Origin of the sequence: Curvibacter cyanobacteriorum (assembly GCF_028649475.1) — a bacterium.
Lineage (GTDB): Bacteria > Pseudomonadota > Gammaproteobacteria > Burkholderiales > Burkholderiaceae_C > Curvibacter > Curvibacter cyanobacteriorum.
Window position 1 is genome coordinate 303,331 of sequence record NZ_JAQSIP010000002.1, and the last position, 13,544, is coordinate 316,874.

The 13,544-nt window shown below is 62.2% G+C and carries 21 protein-coding genes; 20 read left to right on the top strand and 1 reads right to left on the bottom strand.

What is annotated here, in order from left to right; genetic code table 11:
- Window positions 1-31 precede the first annotated feature (31 nt).
- Window positions 32-451, bottom strand: coding sequence for a helix-turn-helix domain-containing protein (locus tag PSQ40_RS04780; RefSeq protein WP_273949194.1), 420 nt, complete (start codon window positions 449-451; stop codon window positions 32-34).
- 65 nt (window positions 452-516) lie between these two features.
- Here PSQ40_RS04780 and PSQ40_RS04785 point away from each other — a divergent pair, with 65 nt between their 5' ends.
- From PSQ40_RS04785 to PSQ40_RS04880, 20 genes are all read left to right on the top strand, one after another.
- Window positions 517-720, top strand: a complete 204-nt coding sequence (locus tag PSQ40_RS04785) for a carph-isopro domain-containing protein (RefSeq protein WP_273949195.1) — start codon at window positions 517-519, stop codon at window positions 718-720.
- Between the two features lie 167 nt (window positions 721-887).
- Entirely contained in the window at window positions 888-1,154 is a 267-nt protein-coding gene (locus tag PSQ40_RS04790; RefSeq protein WP_273949196.1) for a hypothetical protein, read from the top strand.
- On the top strand, window positions 1,151-1,336 hold the full coding sequence (locus PSQ40_RS04795; protein ID WP_273949197.1) for a hypothetical protein: 186 nt from the start codon (window positions 1,151-1,153) through the stop codon (window positions 1,334-1,336). The genes PSQ40_RS04790 and PSQ40_RS04795 overlap by 4 nt, the downstream gene beginning before the upstream one ends.
- Window positions 1,327-1,737 (top strand): LexA family protein, encoded by a 411-nt coding sequence (locus tag PSQ40_RS04800; RefSeq protein ID WP_273949198.1) that lies wholly within the window; start codon window positions 1,327-1,329, stop codon window positions 1,735-1,737. Before PSQ40_RS04795 ends, PSQ40_RS04800 begins: the two co-directional genes overlap by 10 nt.
- On the top strand, window positions 1,730-2,590 hold the full coding sequence (locus tag PSQ40_RS04805; protein WP_273949199.1) for a hypothetical protein: 861 nt from the start codon (window positions 1,730-1,732) through the stop codon (window positions 2,588-2,590). The genes PSQ40_RS04800 and PSQ40_RS04805 overlap by 8 nt, the downstream gene beginning before the upstream one ends.
- On the top strand, window positions 2,587-3,966 hold the full coding sequence (locus PSQ40_RS04810; RefSeq protein WP_273949200.1) for a replicative DNA helicase: 1,380 nt from the start codon (window positions 2,587-2,589) through the stop codon (window positions 3,964-3,966). The genes PSQ40_RS04805 and PSQ40_RS04810 overlap by 4 nt, the downstream gene beginning before the upstream one ends.
- Window positions 3,967-4,018: 52 nt before the next feature.
- On the top strand, window positions 4,019-4,747 hold the full coding sequence (locus PSQ40_RS04815) for a hypothetical protein (protein WP_273949201.1): 729 nt from the start codon (window positions 4,019-4,021) through the stop codon (window positions 4,745-4,747).
- A 7-nt stretch (window positions 4,748-4,754) separates the two neighbouring features.
- A complete protein-coding gene (locus tag PSQ40_RS04820; protein WP_273949202.1) occupies window positions 4,755-5,252 on the top strand; it encodes a RusA family crossover junction endodeoxyribonuclease in 498 nt (165 codons plus the stop codon).
- Window positions 5,249-5,701, top strand: coding sequence for a hypothetical protein (locus PSQ40_RS04825; RefSeq protein ID WP_273949204.1), 453 nt, complete (start codon window positions 5,249-5,251; stop codon window positions 5,699-5,701). Before PSQ40_RS04820 ends, PSQ40_RS04825 begins: the two co-directional genes overlap by 4 nt.
- On the top strand, window positions 5,698-6,222 hold the full coding sequence (locus PSQ40_RS04830; protein WP_273949205.1) for a hypothetical protein: 525 nt from the start codon (window positions 5,698-5,700) through the stop codon (window positions 6,220-6,222). The genes PSQ40_RS04825 and PSQ40_RS04830 overlap by 4 nt, the downstream gene beginning before the upstream one ends.
- Complete coding sequence (locus PSQ40_RS04835) at window positions 6,210-6,728, top strand: hypothetical protein (protein WP_273949206.1); 519 nt, start codon at window positions 6,210-6,212, stop codon at window positions 6,726-6,728. The genes PSQ40_RS04830 and PSQ40_RS04835 overlap by 13 nt, the downstream gene beginning before the upstream one ends.
- Window positions 6,725-7,093: a hypothetical protein gene (locus PSQ40_RS04840; protein ID WP_273949208.1), complete on the top strand. Its 369-nt coding sequence runs from the start codon at window positions 6,725-6,727 to the stop codon at window positions 7,091-7,093. The genes PSQ40_RS04835 and PSQ40_RS04840 overlap by 4 nt, the downstream gene beginning before the upstream one ends.
- A 1-nt stretch (window position 7,094) precedes the next feature.
- On the top strand, window positions 7,095-7,610 hold the full coding sequence (locus PSQ40_RS04845) for a hypothetical protein (RefSeq protein WP_273949209.1): 516 nt from the start codon (window positions 7,095-7,097) through the stop codon (window positions 7,608-7,610).
- Window positions 7,607-7,804 (top strand): hypothetical protein, encoded by a 198-nt coding sequence (locus tag PSQ40_RS04850; RefSeq protein ID WP_273949210.1) that lies wholly within the window; start codon window positions 7,607-7,609, stop codon window positions 7,802-7,804. Before PSQ40_RS04845 ends, PSQ40_RS04850 begins: the two co-directional genes overlap by 4 nt.
- The gene (locus tag PSQ40_RS04855; RefSeq protein WP_273949211.1) at window positions 7,792-8,064 is read left to right on the top strand and encodes a hypothetical protein; all 273 of its coding nucleotides are present in this window, start codon (window positions 7,792-7,794) and stop codon (window positions 8,062-8,064) included. The genes PSQ40_RS04850 and PSQ40_RS04855 overlap by 13 nt, the downstream gene beginning before the upstream one ends.
- Window positions 8,065-8,168: 104 nt before the next feature.
- The gene (locus PSQ40_RS04860) at window positions 8,169-8,651 is read left to right on the top strand and encodes a hypothetical protein (RefSeq protein ID WP_273949212.1); all 483 of its coding nucleotides are present in this window, start codon (window positions 8,169-8,171) and stop codon (window positions 8,649-8,651) included.
- Window positions 8,652-8,654: 3 nt separating this feature from the next.
- Window positions 8,655-9,026, top strand: a complete 372-nt coding sequence (locus PSQ40_RS04865; protein ID WP_273949214.1) for a hypothetical protein — start codon at window positions 8,655-8,657, stop codon at window positions 9,024-9,026.
- A gap of 102 nt (window positions 9,027-9,128) precedes the next feature.
- Window positions 9,129-9,872, top strand: coding sequence for a hypothetical protein (locus PSQ40_RS04870; RefSeq protein WP_273949216.1), 744 nt, complete (start codon window positions 9,129-9,131; stop codon window positions 9,870-9,872).
- Window positions 9,869-11,440 (top strand): terminase family protein, encoded by a 1,572-nt coding sequence (locus tag PSQ40_RS04875; protein WP_273949217.1) that lies wholly within the window; start codon window positions 9,869-9,871, stop codon window positions 11,438-11,440. Before PSQ40_RS04870 ends, PSQ40_RS04875 begins: the two co-directional genes overlap by 4 nt.
- A 3-nt stretch (window positions 11,441-11,443) precedes the next feature.
- Window positions 11,444-13,543, top strand: a complete 2,100-nt coding sequence (locus PSQ40_RS04880; protein ID WP_273949218.1) for a portal protein — start codon at window positions 11,444-11,446, stop codon at window positions 13,541-13,543.
- Window position 13,544: the final 1 nt, after the last annotated feature.

The following is a 13,544-nucleotide window of genomic DNA, read 5'->3' on the forward strand; positions in this document are numbered from 1 at the left end:
GAGCGCGGGCTTCTCCTTTTGCGCCGATTGATCAGTCCTCGAGCTTCTCGCTGGCCTTGATCAGCGCTTCTAAGGTCTGAGCGGCTTCCGTTGCTGACAGCTTGCCAGCAGCCCACTTCCCCAGGGTTGCTCGGCCTGCCGCCTGGAGTTCCTCGGCCATGTCGGCCAGGCGTAAGTCCAAGTTCACCAGGTTGCCAAGGATGTCTGGCGGGCCTGGTCGGTCGATTGCCGCTTCCTCCCCAGCCTGACGAGGCTCTTCACCTGTCTTCAGCCATTCCGGACGCACGCCAAGCACCTTGGCAATGGTCAGCAGTTCGCGCGGCGCGTCACGAATCCCGGCCTCCACGTTGCCAATTGTTCCCTGGCTCACACCAGCGGCAGTGGCGAGTCTCCCCTGAGACCAACCCCTGGCCTTCCTCGCTTCTTTCAACCGTGTTCCGAGCGTTTCCATATCTACTATCTTGACAACACGAAAGTGTTTGCGGATCAATCACGAACGTGATAAATTCACGTCCCATGAACATCCTAGACACCGCAATTCAGGCCGAGGGCGGCGTGAGCAATCTCGCCAAGGCGCTTGGGATTCGCCAATCAGCCGTGAGCAATTGGCGCTCCCGAGGCATCCCCCGCGGCTGGCAGGCCGCCCTGGAAGGCCGCTACGGCGATGACAAGAAGAAGCGCAAGCCCCGCGCCGCCGTCCCTCAGCCGGTTGGCGCCTGACACCCGTGTTTGGCCCTCCAGATTGCTCTGCGAGCAGCCTTCTCGGCCAGCCACTCATCCCAGTTTCCGCCGTGCATATCCAGCGATTCCCCTCCATTGATCGTTGCACGGCCTTCGCCCGGGGCTTCGGCTCCGGGCACTTTTGACACCACCACCGTGAGGCGCACATGAGCCACGACAACGAATTCATCGACCCCTCGTTCTCCAAGGACGGACGCCGCAAAGAAACAGCTGAGTTGCGTCAGCAAGTCCCCATCGACCTGCTCCAGATATACGACGCCGTGAGCTTGGCCCGAGGCAAGGAGCGTTTTGAGGTTGTTCTGGAAGTGCTGCAAAAGGCGGCGAGTCAGTGGATGCATGAAGCTACTTTGATTCATCGCGTCACGCGGGGCAATCCCGCCAATGTGGACTCAGATGGAGGTGACCGCGCATGACCATAACCCCCATCGCTCGCATGTCCCCCGAGGACATCGCAGATCAAGCCCAGGCCGCGGCAGACAACCTCATTCCCGCAGAGCAGGCCAACCCGTTTGAGCCCGGCTCAGTCCAACACCGCGCCTACCTGGTGGCCTACCGCACCCGCCAGAACTGGCTGGAGAGCGCCAAATGCTCCTGACCAGTGCCCAGCAGTCTGTCCTTGAATGGGTGCGCGCAAACCTGCGCGTAGCGCCGGCAGAGGCCATTGCAGCCCACTTCGGCTGGGCAAGCCCCAACGCCGCATATGAGCACCTGCAAGCCTTGGTTCGCAAGGGCTATCTGGAACGTGTTGGCAACGGCCTGCGCGTGATTGTTTCCAACACGTCTCCGATGTCGTTGGAGGATCAGGCTCTCGAATTTCGCATTAAGGCTCAGGGCGCGCTCCTTGAAGCCGAGATGGCCGATTACCGCCTGACCGGTGAGGCCCATCACAAAGCCGCCGCCGAGTTGCACCAGGCCCTGATGACCAAGCTCATCGCGGAGCGATCTGAGCGCGCCGTGAGGGCGATGGAAGCGGAGAGGGGGCTGGACCATGCGTGACTTTGGCAAGGTGCACACCCAGTTCTGGGAGAGCACCAAGATTCGAGGCCTTTCTGAGGATGCCCGCTACCTGGCCATCTACCTCCTGAGCTGCCCTCACGGAACCATTGCCGGAGTGTTTCGGCTTCCCGATGGCTACGCCTGCGAAGACCTCCAATGGACTTCCAAAAGGGTTTCGGAAGGGTTTAAGGAACTGTTTCAAAAGGGTTTCGCTAACCGTTGCGAAACGACGAAATGGGTGTGGGTTTGTAAGCACTTTGAGTGGAACCCGCTTGAGAACCCCAATCAGCGCAAATCGGCCGTCAAGGTGGCCGACCAGATTCCAGATGAATGTGACTGGAAGCCAGCATTCATGCGGGTTTGCGGCCCATTGCTCGGAATCCAAGCCCCTGATTTTGATAACCCTCTCGAAACCCTTTCGGAAGGGTTCCTTAACCAGGAGCAGGAGAAGGAGAAGGAGAAGGAGAAGGAGATAAGAGAACCTAACGGTTCTGTCGGCAAGGCCGACCCCATCCCGCCATGCCCAACTCAGGACTTGATCGACCTGTTTCACGAAGTCCTGCCAGAGCTGCCGGCGGTGCGCCTGCTCAACGACAAGCGCAAGAAGTCGATCTCGGCCATGTGGCGCTGGGTGCTGACATCGCGCAAGACCGACAACACACGTCGGGCAGAGACTGCCGAGCAGGCTAAGGCCTGGTTCCGCGAGTACTTCGACCGGGCCCGGGACAACGATTTCCTGATGGGCCGCGGGCAACGCAGCGGCGATCACGCGAACTGGGTTTGCGACATCGATTTCCTGATGACCGATCGCGGTCTGAAGCACGTCATCGAGAAGACGAGGGTGGCGGCATGAGCTCTACTTTCCCCGACCTCCCAGACGAGTTGGCTGTGCCCGTGGACATGGTCCACCGCGAGGCAGAGCAGTCGATCCTCGGCGCGCTGATGCGCAATGCTCAGGTGTACGACGTGATCGGCGACATCCTGCAGCCGGCCTACTTTTTTGTCGAAGACGATCGCACGATCTACACCGCGCTGTCAGGCCTGATCAACGCCTGCAAGCCTTGTGACCCAATCTCAACCCACGAGGCTCTGGCCGGCTCGATCTCGCTGGAGTACCTGGTCAGCCTGGAGCACTCGGCAACCGGCGGCCTATCGTCGGCCCGTCGCCACGCCGAGATCGTTGCCAGCAGGGCCAAGGGCCGTGAGTTGGCCGCCATCGCCAGTGAGGTGCAGGAGTTGGCCCGCAACCATGCGATGTCGATTGACGAGCGTGTGGAGCTGGTCACCGAGCAGCTGTCGCGGCTGGCCGGCGATGCGCAACAGGACGATTGGGTCGGCTCCGACCAAGGCATGGTGGAGTTCTGCGAATCGATCCAAAGCCGCAATGACGGCGGTTCGCCAGACTTTGTGTCCACTGGCCTGCGCGATCTGGACGAGAGGCTCAACGGTGGCCTGCGCCCCGGCAACCTGGTGGTGATCGCAGCCCGACCCGGCATCGGAAAGACCGCGCTTGCCTTGGACATCGGGATGCACTCCGCACGGCAGGGGGAGTCTGTGGGCATGTTCTCGCTCGAGATGCCCCGCGCCGAACTCCAGAACCGTCAGGTCTCCAAAGTCTCGAAGATCCCGTTCTCGAGCATCCTGCGGCCCGAGCGCCTGAGCGATTGGCAGTGGAGCGAGATCTCGCGCACCGCCGAACAGATCCGCCAGATCCCGTTTTTCATCAACGACAACAGCTCGCTGAACATCAATCAGCTCCGGGCCAAGTCCCGATCGCTCAAGCGTCGCAAAGGCCTGCGCGTGCTGATCGTGGACTACCTGGGCCTGATGGACGGCACCGACGTCAAGGCTAACCGCACCACCCAACTCGAGGAAGTCACGCGCGGCCTGAAAAAGCTGGCCAAGGAGCTAGGCATCACCGTGTTGCTGTTGGCCCAGCTCAACCGCGAAGTTGAGAAGCGCACCGACCAGGTGCCCCAGCTCTCCGACCTGCGCGACTGCGGAGCTATCGAGCAGGACGCCGACATCGTGCTCTTCCCGCTGCGCCCTGGCTACTCCAACCCATCCCTGGGCAGCGAGTGGAAGAACTACGCCCGGATCTTTGTCGCCAAGCAGCGCGGCGGCTCCACCGGCTTCCTCGACCTGTTCTACACGGGCGAAACCATGACGTTTGGCAACTGGGACGGCGACCGGCCCACCACCGGCCGCCAGCGCTCGGCAGACCTCTGATCACCCAGCCACAACCCCAACCGCCTACCACTGAAGAAAGGCACAAAAAACCATGAGCACCACCACAAAACCCGTCTTTCAGTTCCGCGAGAACACCGATGTCATCCTGGCCGACGTGAACCTGCGCAAGGAGCTGCACGGCGAAGAGTTCCGCCAGGCTGTCGATCTGAAGATGGGCATCGACATTCCCAACAGCCGCCTGGAAGAGTTCGCACCCGGCCTGTGCGAGGCCCTGTACTACAACGCCGCGGCCGACGATGGCCAAGAGCAGATCGACGGCGTGCCCGAGATCCTGCCGAACCTGCGATTCCCCGCGCTCAATGGCGGCAGCTTCAGCCTGGGCGACAAGAAGACCAAGATGGCCGGGTACGAACTTTGGATCGACTACGGCCTCGGCGACGACATCAGCACCATGACATTTGACCTGGTGCGCGTCACTGGCCTGCACATCGAAACCAAGGAGGGTGGCACTGTGCACCTGACCTGGAAGTGCCAATACGCCGGCGACCGCCTGGACATCGAGACCTGCGGAAAGCTGGCCAGCCTGGAGCGCGACCAGATCACGATCCGCCTGATCCCGCCGGCCGTGCCCCAGCACGAGCAGGAGCCCGCTGAACCGATGGAAAACCCGTTCCCGGTCCAAGGTGGCGACAAGCCCGCTCCGACCATTGAAGACCTTTTCATCAATGGTGGCCAGCCGACCTTCCCGGCCCTGGATGAAGAGCAGGCGGAAGAGGGGGCTCCAGCCTCTGGTGATGACCTGAGCGAACTGAGCTTCTGAGGCCGCCATGTTCACCCTGACGCTACCCCTGCCAGTCTCGGCCAACCGGTATTGGGCTTCCCGAGTCGTGAAGGCCAAGACGTCCGGTAAATCCATGCCGCTCACCTACGTGACCGCGGAGGCCAAGGCCTACAAGGAGCGCGTGGCGTGGATGGCAAAGGCCGCCGGCATCCACAAGCCCATCGAGGGGCGCGTCCGGGTGGACATCAAGCTCTACCCGAACCGGCCCAAGGACTGGGAGCGCCGCGCGCGCCTGGATCCGATGGGCTGGGACGCCACGGTCCAGTGCATCGACCTGGACAACAGCCGCAAGGTGCTCTACGACGCCCTCAAAGGCATCGCTTTCGGGGATGACAAGTGGGTCTGGCAAGAGACCGGCCAGCGGATGCCACCGGACGAGCACCAGGGCCGGGTGGTTGTGGTGATCCGGCCCATCGTGGTGGCGGCGCACCCGCAACAAACCATCCCGCAAATTCTTCCGCAAACGATTCCGGGGGCCCCATGACTCAAGCCCTGCACCTCGAATGGACCGACAGCGAGCAGGCCAAGGCCAGCTTCCTGCGCCAGATGGCCCCCTACGTGGCCCAGGCCATGAGGGCGGGCCAGCGCCTGGCCGTGGTTGTCAAACCGCTGGAGGACGAGAAAAGCGACCGCCAGAGACGTTACTACCACGGCGTGGTCCTGGCCGAAATCGCTGAGCACGCCCGAGCCAGTGGCCAAAAGTACGACCTCAAGACCTGGAAGGAGTACTTCCGGGACAAGTTCGTCGGCTATCGCTGGGAGCCATCCACCGACCCGGTGACCGGCAAGAAGATCAGCCGCCGCATCCGCATCAGCTCCGAAGAGCTGGGGGTTAAGGCCTACGCCAAGCTGATCACCCAGGTGCAGGCCTTTGCCGTCACTGAGCTGGGCCTGCAGGGCTTCAGCGTGGCTCGCTGGGAGGACTACCGATGATCCGCCACTCCCAACTCAAGCGCAGCGCTTTCAAGCGTGAGCCCCGCGTGATCAGCAGGTCGACCGAAAAATTGCAGGCCGACCACGAATCAGCAGGTCAAGCTGAAATTAGCAGGTCGACCGTCAAGCCCATCCGCCGCGGCGTGATCGCCCCCATCGAGGGATTCAAGTCCGCGCCCAAGGATCCGGCCCCGGTGCGCAGCGAACCCTACCGCCGGCTTGTTGCCAAGCTGCCCTGCAAGTTTTGCGGCATCGACGGCTACAGCCAGGCGGCCCACCCGAACACAGGCAAAGGCGCCGGCACGAAAACCGATGACCGCCTGTGCTTTCCGCTTTGCGCCGACCGACCTGGCCAACGCGGCTGTCACAGCTACTTGGACCAGGGCGCACTGCTCGGCAAGGAGCGCCGCCGCCAGATTGAGCCCCTTTGGGGCGCCGCCACCCGCAAAAAGATCAACGACCTGGGCCTGTGGCCCAAGAACCTGCCGCAATTTGAAGGAGAAGATGCATGTCGCTCGTGACACAAGACCAAATCAAAGCGCTCGCGGACGAGGTGGGTGACTGCCTCATCTGGCATGGGTCGGTAAGCGGCGATGGCTACCCGACCATGAAGTTCATGGGTTCTTGCCGGCTGGTTCGTCGGCTTGTGATTGAAGCCAAAGGGCAAGAACTGGCACCCCGTCAGCCTGTGATGACGACGTGCGGGGAAAAGCTCTGTGTGAGTCCAGCCCATTTGACCCCCACCTCCTGGGCGGTGATCGGACAGGCTGCCGCAAAGCGTGGGGCCTTCAGCCGGCCTGATCGAAGGGCGAAGATTGCCGCAGCCCGCCGCAAAGCTGGAAAGCTGACGATGGAGAAGGCACGCGAGATTCGCCTGAGCACTGATACCTACGAGGTGCTCTCGGCCAGATACGGGGTGAATCGCACCATCATCAGCCGCGTGAAGAATGGGCGCGCCTGGGTTGAGTTCAATAGTCCGCTCCCATCTTTGTCCTCCGCACCCGCTCAAGGGAGGGCCCACGCATGAGCCACCATCCCACCGGCACCGAGGCCCGCGTCTGCGAGTTGATCGCCCAACGACAGGCCCTGGGGATCGCCAAGTACGGCCAGACCGTGGCTGAAAACCCCCTGTCCTTGCGCGATTGGCTGCAGCACCAACTCGAGGAACTGCTCGACGCCGCCGTCTACGCCCAGCGAGCGATTGAGCAGCTGGATCAGATGGACAGCGAGCGCAACGACGCGGCCCTAGCCAAGGCTCGCGCAATGGTCCGCAACGCCATCACCCTGCGCACCAAGGTGCTGACCGGGACGATCAGCCCGCAATCCATGAAGGAAAGCATCGCCCGCCAAGACCGGGAGTTGCAAGAGATCTTGAACAAGGAAGGAGCCTGACATGGCCAAGCCCAAGCGACCGGCTGCGCGCACGCGCACCTACACCCTCTTGCATGAGATATCGGCCAGCCGGACCGAGACCCTCCCCAAGCACTGGCAGGACACCCAGTTGTCCAGCATGTGGGACGGCTTGGCTCAGCTCAAGCAGAGCGCCGCCACCACCGACGACTGGCGTGTCTGCAGTGATGCCGTGAATCTGATGGAGACCTTCATCACCGAAGGCCCTTGGCTTGACTGTGACGGCGCCCAAGTCGAGATCCAGGACGAGCGCGGCTTGCTCAAGGATGCGGTGACGATCATGGCTGTCGCAGGCAAGCGCAGCAGGACCGGCCAACCCCTCTACCTGGATGAGGCTGAGGCCGCAATCGTTGCTGGCCTGCTGGAGGACTATGCCGCCCTGATCGGCGTCCTGCCTCAGCGCACCATGATCCGCTGCCACCGCCTGACCGAGGCACGTCTGCACGAGATCCTGGCCGGCAAGCGCAAGCCTCATGACGTCGAAATCGTGACGGTATGACCTACGGCTGCTACAACCGCGCTCCATTGGGCCAGCTCGTGATCCCTGCCCAGGACGGCCACTTCACGGACGGCTTCACCCGCTATCCGAAGCTCAAACCCATCCATTTCCGCATGGAGAAGGACTGTGTCTACACCACAAGCGAGCTCGGCAAGGCCGACAAGAAGTGCGAGGGCTGCAGATGGCGCAAGTGACCTGCCCCGACTGCACCGCCGCAGCCAAGAAGCCCTACTGGGGCGCCTACAGCGCGTTCTGCAGGGGCTGCGAGGTTCGTGCCCTGGCAAGCGGTCAAGACTTCTGGAGGTCCGTGGCAGCCCGGGAGAAAACACCCGGCTACCTGGCGGCCCTGGCCACGATCTTCGGCCCGGAAGAGAAGGCCCAGGCCGCAGGCCATGAACTGGTCAAGGCCGAATACCAGCGCCGCAAGCGGTTGATCCGCGAGAAGCAAACCTGAGCTCACAAAAGAGAAAGGCCACCCGGAGGCAGCCCTTCCCAGAAACGCACAACGAACCTGAGAACTCGATTGTATGACTGGGGAACCTCATGACCAAGACCCAAATGAAAACCACCGGCCAAATCGTCTACGACGCAATTGTCGACCTGCACAACCAAGAGCAGATCGTCACCCGCAAGGTGCTCTGCGAGGTCACCGGCCTCAAGATGACCATCATCGATGACCACGTCAGCCGCCTGTGCGACGAGGAACGCATCCGCCGCGTTGAAAACGGGGTGTTTGTGCCCTCGGATGTCCCACCACCGGCCCGCTCAATCTCGGTGACCCAGATCGTCGGCGGCCTCACGCGCATCGAGATTGGCGACGAGTGCCTGGACCTGTGGCCCCGCGAAGCCCGCGCTCTGGCGTCTCTCCTGGCGGGATTCGCAAACCAGTTCGCCATGATCCAGGCCGGCAATGAGATTGGCCAGCTCGTGATGCAACAGCAAAACACCTTGAAAACCGTCCGCCGAGAGCTGGCAGCCGTCATGGCCAAGGTGGACCCGCCGCCGCAGCTGGATCTGCTTGCATCAACCCACCAAGACTGACGCATGAATCACCCACACCCTGACATCTTCTACAACCTGCAGTACGCCGACAACTTCGCCGACGACATCGCGCACCGAATTGGTCTGGCGGAAGAGAAGCTGCAGGACTTGGCCAAACTCCGACCCCAATCCACTCCGGTCTACCCGGCTGAAGCAACGGTCGAGGCCACCGAGCAATGCTGGACTGTCCTGCAGGCCCACAAGACCCTCATGATGGAAATCCTCCAGGCTGAGCTCGCCCAACACAAGGAGATCAAGCATCTGAAGCTGCTGCAGGAGAACCCGCCACCCTCCATTGAAGACCGCTACGGCTTCACGGTCCTAGAGGACAACGATGGGGAGTTCATCATCGACATAGCGCAAAGCCCAGACTAAGACCCCACCTGAAACAGACCCGCCCCGAGCGGGTTTTTTGTTACGCAAACCTCCCCCCGGTAGGGTTCGCGCAAATAGGAGCGCCCCGGAATCATCGGGGCCATGAATGACAAACCAGAACCCCAGGCAAACGCCAACCAGACCGCAGACGGCGCCGCCGCCACGGCCCGGCCGCCTGTTGACTGGGAGCGCATTGAGGCCGACTACCGAGCCGGGATCCTCTCGCTACGCGAGATCGCATCGTTGCATCCCGGCACCAACCATGTGGCTATCACCCGCAAGGCAAAAGCCCTGGGGTGGACAAAAGACCTCAACGCGAAGATTCGAGCCCGCGCCGAAGAGCTTGTAACAAAGCAGGCCGTAACGAAATCCGTAACAGGTGTTTCACCGGCGACAGAGCGGCAGATCATCGACGCAAACGCAAATCAGCTGGTCGAGGTCCGAGTGGCGCACCGCCGCGACATTTCTAAGGCCCGAACCATGGCCATGAAGCTGATGGATCGCCTGGAAGAGGTCTGCACCATCGAAAGCTCGAAGGTTCTGGATCGACTAGACAAACTGATCAGCAAGTCCGGCGATGATGATTTCCGCGACGCTGCCGCCCAGATCAATGAGTCTCTGGCGAAGCTGACCGCGCTGCCTGGCCTGGTGAAGGTGCTCAAAGACCTCTCGGAAGCCCTGCGTACCCTGATCACCATGGAGCGCACCGCCTACGGCCTGGATGACCCAGAAGGCCCGCCGCCGGAATTGGCAGAGCAGGCCCGGGTGACGAGGCCCATGACCGACGCAGAGCGGGCCGTGCGCCTTCACGCACTGCTGGGCAAAAAGCGGGGCGAATCCGCATGAGCGCTCTGGTTGAATCTACGGGCGACCTGCTGGCCGAGATTCAGCAGATGACGGCCGAAGAAAAGGCCGAGTTGGATGCGCTGCTGATGGCGGGGGATGCCCCCATCTGGCTGCCTCAGCCGGGGCCTCAGAGCGCCGCCTATGAGACAAAGGCGGACATCGTTTTTTACGGAGGGGCCGCCGGAGGTGGGAAAACGGACCTACTTCTCGGACTTTGCCTAACAACCCAAGAGCACAGCATCATTTTTCGGCGCGAGTCAGTCCAGCTCACCGGCATCGAAGAGCGGATGATGAAGATTCTTGGCACCCGCAAGGGCTACAACAGCCAAGATGGCTTGTGGCGTCTGCCAGGTGGCCGAATCATGGAGTTGGGCAGCGTGAAAGAGCCCGATGACTGGATGAAGTACCAAGGCCGAGCGCACGACCTCAAAGCCTTCGATGAGATCTGTCACTTCACTGAGACCCAATTTCGGACCCTGATCGGTTGGCTGCGCACCGACAAGCCAGATATCCGGCAGCGCGTGGTTTGCGCTGGCAACCCGCCGACCGACCCGCAGGGCGAATGGGTGAAGCGCTATTGGGCCGCCTGGCTCGATCCCCAGCACCCCAACCCAGCCAAACCGGGTGAACTGCGCTGGTACGTCACAGACGAAAAGGGCGAGGACATGGAGGTCCCCGACTCCGAGCCCGTCATGGTGAGCGGCGAACTGACCCGCCCTATGAGTCGGACGTTCATTCCGTCAAGCGTCTCTGACAACCTGTTCCTCTCGAGCACAGGCTACCGAGCCAAGTTGCAGGCCCTGCCTGAGCCGCTGCGCTCCCAAATGCTCCGCGGCGACTTCAATGCTGGTGCGACCGACCCGGCCTGGCAGCTGATCCCGACCGAATGGGTGAAGGCGGCCATGGCTCGCTGGCAGCCGCGTGTGGCCAAGGGACCGATGACTCGAATGGGCCTCGATCCTGCACGCGGAGGCCTGGATAAGACCAGCGCCGCGCGCAGGCACGGCCAATGGTTTGATGAGATCGTTGCCGCCCCTGGCATGGTGACCAAGGACGGCCCGACCGCTGCTGCATTTGCTGCGCCATTGGTGCGCGACGGCGCAGTGATCTGCATCGACGCGATCGGTATTGGCTCCAGCGCACTCGACTTTGTCAAAGGCCTGGGCCTGAACGTCTTCCCGGTCGTCAATTCCGAGGCCTCCAGCGGCATGGACATGGCCGGGACCCTGAAATTCCGCAACCTGCGCGCCGAAGCGTATTGGCGCCTGCGCGAAGCGCTGGATCCAACTAATCCAGACCCGATCAGCCTGCCCAACGACCAAGAACTGCTCGGCGATCTGACCGCCGTTCGCTACAAGGTGGTCACCATGGGTCAGCACGCCGCCATCCAGGTGCGTAGCAAGGACGAGATCCGAGAGGCCCTGGGCCGAAGCCCGGACAAGGGCGACAGCGTGGTGCTCACGTTCGTTGACGCGATCCCTAAACCCCCACGGGACCCCAAGAAGCGCAGTTGGCGCGACCGCCTCTCCAGCCGAGCAGGTAACAAAGGATCGGCCCAGGCCGCATAACCCATGAGCACGACCGCACCCATCAAGAACACGCCCGACAACAAGGGCGCGACCGAGAACTGGCACCGCTACCTGTACGCCAAGTACCGCGGCCACCTTGAGTTCACCGCCACAGCCCGGATGCTCGAAGGCATGTACCTGGGGGGCGGCCGGCAGTGGACGGATGAAGACCGGGCGATCCTGGAAGAGCAGGGGCGGCCGGCCTACGAGTTCAACGAGCTCCAGCCCAGCATCAACAGCGCGATCGGCTACCAGATCCACAACCGGATGGACATCGCATTCAAGCCGCGTGGCGGCGAGGCGGACCAGGCCACGGCGTCCCTGTTGAGCAAAGTGGTGATGCAGATCGCCGACCAGAACGCTCTGCACTGGCACGAAACCACGGTTTTCAGCGACGGCCTGATCATGCGTCGGGGGTTTTTCGACATCCGGATCAATTTCGACGCGAACATCAAGGGCGAGCTGGAGATTTGCGCCCTGGACCCCATGGATGTGGTCCCAGACCCGGACGCCAAGACCTACGACCCGGACGGCTGGAAGGACGTCACGATCACCCGCTGGCTCACTCTGGAAGAGATCGCCGAGCGCTGGGGGCAGGAGGCCGCGGACCGGGCCCGAGGCAGCGGTGATGAATCGAGCGACTACGGCTATCAGGACGGCGAGAGCGAGCGCAACAAGTTCGGGCAGATCCGATTCCCTGGCCAATATGACGCTGTTGGCCAGCAAGACAATGATCTCAAGCGCTATCGGGTGCTCGACCGTCAGAAGTTCGTCTACGAAAAGACCGACTGCCTGATCTGGCCTGATACCGGCGACATCTCCGTCATTGGCACCATGAGCGAGCAATCTGTGGCTGATGCCCTGGCCAAGGGCGCGATCAAAACGAAGCGGATGCGCAAGCGGGTGAAGTGGTGTGTCAGCACCTACTCGACTGTGCTGTTTGACGACTACAGCCCCTACGAGCACTTCACTGTGGTGCCGTACTTCTGCTATTTCCGCCGCGGCGAGACTCGCTCCATGACTGATGCAGGCCTGGGCCCGCAGACGGCCCTGAACAAGGCGATCAGTCAGTACATCCATGTGATCAACAGCGCGGCAAACAGCGGCTGGATCGTTGAGGAGGAAAGCCTCACCAACATGGACACCGAGGACCTGGAGACGCGCGGGTCTAAGAGCGGGCTGGTTCTGGAGTTCAAGAAGAACGCCGCAAAGCCTACCAAGATCGAGGCCAACTCGGTGCCCACCGGCGTGGACAAGATGATCACGCACGCCGTGAACTTCCTCAAGGACGTCACGGTGCCCGATGCCATGCGCGGCACCCAGGGCCAGGAGGTCTCCGGTGTGGCTATTCAAACCAAGCAGTTCGCCAGCCAGCAGCAGCTGGCCATCCCCCTGGACAACCTGGCCTACACCCGCCAACTCCTTGCCAAGCGAATCATCAAGCTGGTCCAGCGCTACTACGACAGCTACCGAATCTTCCGCATCACCGAGACCGACCCACTCACGGGTAAGGAGCAGGTCAACACGCTGGAGATCAACAAGTTCGATCCGGCCACCGGCACCTACCTAAACGATGTGACCCTGGGCACCTATGACGTGGTGATCTCAGAGCAGCCGATGCAGGTCACCTTTGAGAACAGCCAATTCACCCAGGCGCTCGAGATGCGGGACAAGGGCATCCGCATCCCGGATGCAACCGTCCTGCGCTACTCCAACCTGGCCGACAAGCACCAGATCATCGAGCAGATGGCGGGCCAAGAGCAGCCCTCTGACCCGACCCTGGAAGCCAAGGCGAAGCTCCTGGAAGCCCAGACGCGCAAGGCCGATGCCGAGGCAGTGGCCACCGCCGTCACGACCCAGTACAGCGCTCTGCAGGCGTCCCAGGTACTGGCATCCCTCCCGCAGACAGCGCCGCTGGCCGATGGCCTGCTGGGCTCGGCCGGGTATGTGGACCGCAATGGCGGCACGGCCGTTCCCCAGCCGCCTCTGGGTCAGCCCCATGCCGGCCTGCCGGAGCCAAACACCGACCCGCTGACGCCGCTCAGCCCTGCGCGAGGCCTGGATCAGGGGATTGAAACCCTGGAGGCCGATGGGGTTCGTTGAT

Bases quoted from the DNA above. Each gene is read 5' to 3' on its own strand.
- PSQ40_RS04780 (WP_273949194.1), bottom strand. From the start codon at position 451: ATGGAAACGCTCGGAACACGGTTGAAAGAAGCGAGGAAGGCCAGGGGT.
- PSQ40_RS04785 (WP_273949195.1), top strand. From the start codon at position 517: ATGAACATCCTAGACACCGCAATTCAGGCCGAGGGCGGCGTGAGCAAT.
- PSQ40_RS04790 (WP_273949196.1), top strand. From the start codon at position 888: ATGAGCCACGACAACGAATTCATCGACCCCTCGTTCTCCAAGGACGGA.
- PSQ40_RS04795 (WP_273949197.1), top strand. From the start codon at position 1,151: ATGACCATAACCCCCATCGCTCGCATGTCCCCCGAGGACATCGCAGAT.
- PSQ40_RS04800 (WP_273949198.1), top strand. From the start codon at position 1,327: ATGCTCCTGACCAGTGCCCAGCAGTCTGTCCTTGAATGGGTGCGCGCA.
- PSQ40_RS04805 (WP_273949199.1), top strand. From the start codon at position 1,730: ATGCGTGACTTTGGCAAGGTGCACACCCAGTTCTGGGAGAGCACCAAG.
- PSQ40_RS04810 (WP_273949200.1), top strand. From the start codon at position 2,587: ATGAGCTCTACTTTCCCCGACCTCCCAGACGAGTTGGCTGTGCCCGTG.
- PSQ40_RS04815 (WP_273949201.1), top strand. From the start codon at position 4,019: ATGAGCACCACCACAAAACCCGTCTTTCAGTTCCGCGAGAACACCGAT.
- PSQ40_RS04820 (WP_273949202.1), top strand. From the start codon at position 4,755: ATGTTCACCCTGACGCTACCCCTGCCAGTCTCGGCCAACCGGTATTGG.
- PSQ40_RS04825 (WP_273949204.1), top strand. From the start codon at position 5,249: ATGACTCAAGCCCTGCACCTCGAATGGACCGACAGCGAGCAGGCCAAG.
- PSQ40_RS04830 (WP_273949205.1), top strand. From the start codon at position 5,698: ATGATCCGCCACTCCCAACTCAAGCGCAGCGCTTTCAAGCGTGAGCCC.
- PSQ40_RS04835 (WP_273949206.1), top strand. From the start codon at position 6,210: ATGTCGCTCGTGACACAAGACCAAATCAAAGCGCTCGCGGACGAGGTG.
- PSQ40_RS04840 (WP_273949208.1), top strand. From the start codon at position 6,725: ATGAGCCACCATCCCACCGGCACCGAGGCCCGCGTCTGCGAGTTGATC.
- PSQ40_RS04845 (WP_273949209.1), top strand. From the start codon at position 7,095: ATGGCCAAGCCCAAGCGACCGGCTGCGCGCACGCGCACCTACACCCTC.
- PSQ40_RS04850 (WP_273949210.1), top strand. From the start codon at position 7,607: ATGACCTACGGCTGCTACAACCGCGCTCCATTGGGCCAGCTCGTGATC.
- PSQ40_RS04855 (WP_273949211.1), top strand. From the start codon at position 7,792: ATGGCGCAAGTGACCTGCCCCGACTGCACCGCCGCAGCCAAGAAGCCC.
- PSQ40_RS04860 (WP_273949212.1), top strand. From the start codon at position 8,169: ATGAAAACCACCGGCCAAATCGTCTACGACGCAATTGTCGACCTGCAC.
- PSQ40_RS04865 (WP_273949214.1), top strand. From the start codon at position 8,655: ATGAATCACCCACACCCTGACATCTTCTACAACCTGCAGTACGCCGAC.
- PSQ40_RS04870 (WP_273949216.1), top strand. From the start codon at position 9,129: ATGAATGACAAACCAGAACCCCAGGCAAACGCCAACCAGACCGCAGAC.
- PSQ40_RS04875 (WP_273949217.1), top strand. From the start codon at position 9,869: ATGAGCGCTCTGGTTGAATCTACGGGCGACCTGCTGGCCGAGATTCAG.
- PSQ40_RS04880 (WP_273949218.1), top strand. From the start codon at position 11,444: ATGAGCACGACCGCACCCATCAAGAACACGCCCGACAACAAGGGCGCG.